Here is a 4,062-nt window from a genome sequence, read left to right as displayed (position 1 = left end):
GCAAGCAAACGAAGTTTGTACCATTCGGACACGTCGTGGCGGTGAAGTGGTGGAAATGCCCATCCCTTGTACGAACTGACCCTATCCACACCGCATCTGGTGATCCAACGTAAATCGACACTATGGAAGGCGCAGCATTATGTTGCGCCTTATCCACATGAAGGGCACCTCTGAAATCATTGATTCTTGCAATAAAAGCTGACTTAGCGCAGCTTGGTGCCAATATCGGGCGAAAAGACCCATATCTGAGGCGTGATCGGAAAGGCAGGTCACATGTATACGAGCAGTTCCTTCAAGGCCGCCCTGTTGGGCGCGGTACTTGCTATTTCTCCAGTGGCGCAAACAGCATTCGCTGATACGTTGCGCGTCATTCGGAACAATACTGAATCGACACTGAACGTTCCCATGAACCGTGCGGTTGTGGTTGAAAGCGAAGTCCCCTTTGCCGAACTCAGTATTGCGAACCCGTCAATCGCAGACATTTCGTCATTGTCGGACAGAACCATTTACGTGCTTGGCAAAACGCCGGGCACGACGACCCTTACGATTCTCGACGGCAATGGCCAGTTGATCACCAACGTTGATGTGATGGTGGCCCCTGACCTTTCGGAATTCAAAGAACGTCTTCGTCAAATCCTTCCTGACGAAAAGATTGAAGTTCGGACAGCGAATGATGGCATCGTCCTTTCGGGCACAGTGTCGAGCACCGTCCGCATGCAGCGCGCATTGGACCTGGCAAAACGTTACGCACCAGAGCGGGTTTCCAACCTGATGACGGTGGGTGGCGTACAGCAGGTGATGTTGAAAGTACGCTTTGCCGAGATGCAGCGGTCCGTTTCAAAATCCTTGCAGGCCTCATTGGCCACCGGTGGCTCAGTGCTGGACGGTGACCTTGGTCTGGAATTGGGCACAGGCAATGCGGCACCGTTGGCACAAGTTGATTCCGTGGCCGACAAGCTGGGCGCAGGGGCCGGATCGCAAGGTGCGATCCTCTTTGGGTTCAACGCAGGCGGCCTTGAGGTCGGGATCTTGCTTGAAGCGCTCGAAGCAAAAGGTGTTGTACGCACCTTGGCAGAGCCGAACTTGACCGCTCTATCCGGTCAAGAAGCGACATTCCTCGCGGGCGGCGAATACCCTGTCCCTGTTTCGCAGGAAGACGGTGCAATCACGGTTGAATTCAAACCTTTCGGCGTTGAGCTTAACTTTGTTCCGCGTGTTCTGGATGATAATCTGATCAACCTCGAACTCGAAGCAGCTGTTTCGTCCATCGACCCCAGCAGCGGCGTGGATATTGGTGCGATCCGAATTGACGGGTTCAGCCGCCGTGAAACGACGACGACGGTTGAACTGCGCGATGGCGAAAGCTTTGCAGTTGCGGGCCTATTGCAAGATGACTTCCGCGACCTGAACAGTCAGGTTCCATGGCTGGGGGACATCCCGGTTCTAGGTGCACTGTTCAGAAGCGCAGAATACGAACGCGAACAGTCCGAACTGGTGATCATCATCACGCCGCACCTTGTGACACCGACACGCGGCGAGGCGCTTGCCCTGCCGACAGATCGGGTACGTCCGCCAAGCGAAAAAGACCTGTTCCTCTTTGGGCGAGTGGCCAGCGACACGCGAAATCTGCGTGGTGCTGCGGGCGAAGTTGCCAAACAGGACTTTAACGGTTCCTATGGTTATGTGATGGATTGAGGCGATGGCAGTTCAAAAAAACCTACGCATCCCGATAACCCTGACCAGTCTCGCCCTCTTGGCAGCCTGCGCCAGCGATCCGGTCTACAGCGCCTTCAACCGCGAGGCAGGGGCGCTGCTTGATACCGGTAATTTCGGCAACGCAACGATGAACAACACGCAGATCATGAATGGCGAAAAGCGCTATACCTATGATCTGTCTCAGCGGTTCGCGAGTGAAGTCATGACAACAGTCAACTTCGCGTTCAACAGCGCTGTTCTAGATAGTGGAGCACGAGACACATTGCGCGAACAGGCGCATTGGATCCGACAGTTCCCTGAAATCAGGTTCCGTGTATACGGCCATACCGACGCCGTGGGCAGTGAAGGGTATAACAAACGTCTTGGCCTGAACCGGGCACATGCCGTGGTTAATTTCCTTGCGTCCCAGGGTATCAGCAAGGATCGGCTCGAAGCGGTTGTTTCATTCGGCGAGACCCAGCCCTTGATCGTGACCGAAGGCCGCGAGCGTCGGAACCGGCGCACCGTGACCGAAGTTTCCGGATTTGTTGGATCGCACCCCACTGTTCTCGAAGGCAAATATGCCGAGATCATCTACCGCGAATACATTAACAGCGCCGTGCCGAGAACCACTCTCGAAGGCATCACCGGCACCGACTTCCAGTCAAGCCAATAAAGGCAAGGCCCCTTAAGGGGCCACGCCATCGGCCATAAATACCGTACAATTTCGGTAATTCGGCCCCAATGTTGCCAAGTTTTCCAACGACCTTCTAACAGTAGCAGTCGCTCCCGACCGAGTCGGGACTGACGTTCGTGATGCATGCAAAACGCAGCTAACGGGCGTCGCGTAGTTAGAGGAAACGAGGCAAATGACGAGTATCCTTCCCAGCACCCCGCAGCCGGCGCCGCTTATCGCGTGCACGATCAGCCGGGATGTTCAGGAATTCGATCTCCTGATCGAAGACATGGAAGCAGTTCTAGGTGAAGCCTGGGGCGACCTTGGTTTTGACGAAGCGATGCATTTCTTCCTTCAGGAAGAAGGCGAAGATCTTGAGTTCGTGGCTCTAGCGATCGACGCAGATGACGAAGCAAATGTCGACCACCTGTCCGCAATAATCGCAGCCGCCAAGGCACGCAGCATCAAAGTCGTTCTGATCGCGCATGATGTTACGCCATCGGCATTGCACCATTTGCTGCGTCAGGGCGCCGACGAATTCGTACCCTACCCTCTTCCCGAAGGCGAACTTGAGGCAGCCATCGAACGTATGCGCACGCCCGAGCTTCCGCAACCTGTTGCGATCCGTGATGGTAGTGGCGTCAAACTCTCCAGTGATGGCGATGGCGTAATCATTGCGGTACAAGGCATGGCCGGTGGCTGTGGTGCCAGCACCTTTGCGACCAACCTTGCATGGGAACTGGCAACCGTGGTCAAGGAAAATGGACCGCGCGTCTGCATAATGGACCTTGGCCTGCAATTCGGCGCGGTCTCTACGTATCTTGACGTTCAGCGTCGCGAAGCGGTGCTCGAGCTTTTGTCCGACATCGAATCGATGGACGAAGACACATTTGGCCAAGCGCTCGTGACTTTCGAGGAGAAGCTGCACGTTTTCACGTCGCCTGCTGATCTGCCACCGTTGGATATTATCGGTCAAACCGAGGTCCAAGCGCTCTTGAACACGGCTGCGCAGCACTTTGACTTTGTCGTTGTCGACATGCCGCCAAGCCTCGTTCAGTGGTCTGAAACCGTACTGCATGCAGCGCAGGTATATTTCGGCGTGATCGAACTCGACATGCGGTCAGCCCAGAACACCTATCGCCTCAAGCGCGCGCTTCAGGCCGAGGATCTGCCCTTCGACAAAATTCGGTTCCTTCTGAACCGCGCACCGAAATTCACCGATCTCCAAGGCAAAAGCCGCCTAAAAAGAATGCAGGAAAGCCTTGATATCTCGGTTGATTTGCATCTGCCAGATGGCGGCAAGGCAGTCGCCGAAGCCGGGGATCATGGCCAGCCGTTGGGCCTTCAGCAGCCGAAGAACGCGCTGCGCAAAGAAATCGCCAAATTGGCGCAGTCGCTTTACGAAGTCGGTCGCTCCGACGCTGAAGCTGCCTGAGGAGTAAACAGATGTTTTCGCGTTACAAAAAGCCGACTGTAGAAGCCGCTCCGGCAGCCAAGGCTCCCGCGCCAAAAGTCGAAACACCGGCGAATTCGCCCGGCCCGGCAAAGTCCCTACGAAAGGTTTTACCGAAAAAGGCGGCCGTGTTAGAATCAGCTGACCGCGACAAGAAACGCAAAGAACGTCTGAGCGAAATCAAACTGGAGCTGCACCGCGCGCTTCTGGACAACCTGAACCTTGCTGCTCTGGATCA

At 55.4% G+C, this 4,062-nt stretch carries 3 protein-coding genes and 1 pseudogene; all 4 read left to right on the top strand.

Going from position 1 to position 4,062, the window contains the following annotated elements; all coding sequences use genetic code 11:
- Window positions 1-273 precede the first annotated feature (273 nt).
- Complete coding sequence (locus ACTG4M_RS17130; RefSeq protein ID WP_439124882.1) at window positions 274-1,695, top strand: type II and III secretion system protein family protein; 1,422 nt, start codon at window positions 274-276, stop codon at window positions 1,693-1,695.
- A gap of 4 nt (window positions 1,696-1,699) precedes the next feature.
- On the top strand, window positions 1,700-2,371 hold the full coding sequence (locus ACTG4M_RS17125) for an OmpA family protein (RefSeq protein WP_439124881.1): 672 nt from the start codon (window positions 1,700-1,702) through the stop codon (window positions 2,369-2,371).
- A 193-nt stretch (window positions 2,372-2,564) separates the two neighbouring features.
- Window positions 2,565-3,806 carry an AAA family ATPase gene (locus ACTG4M_RS17120; protein ID WP_439124880.1) on the top strand — a complete coding sequence of 414 codons (1,242 nt, stop codon included), beginning with the start codon at window positions 2,565-2,567 and terminating at the stop codon, window positions 3,804-3,806.
- An 11-nt stretch (window positions 3,807-3,817) separates the two neighbouring features.
- Window positions 3,818-4,062 (top strand): annotated as a pseudogene (locus ACTG4M_RS17115) (CpaF family protein); the annotation flags it as partial.

The organism is Marivita sp., from assembly GCF_965656765.1.
Taxonomy (GTDB): Bacteria; Pseudomonadota; Alphaproteobacteria; order Rhodobacterales; family Rhodobacteraceae; genus Marivita.
This window is presented reverse-complemented; position numbering and strand designations above follow the sequence as displayed.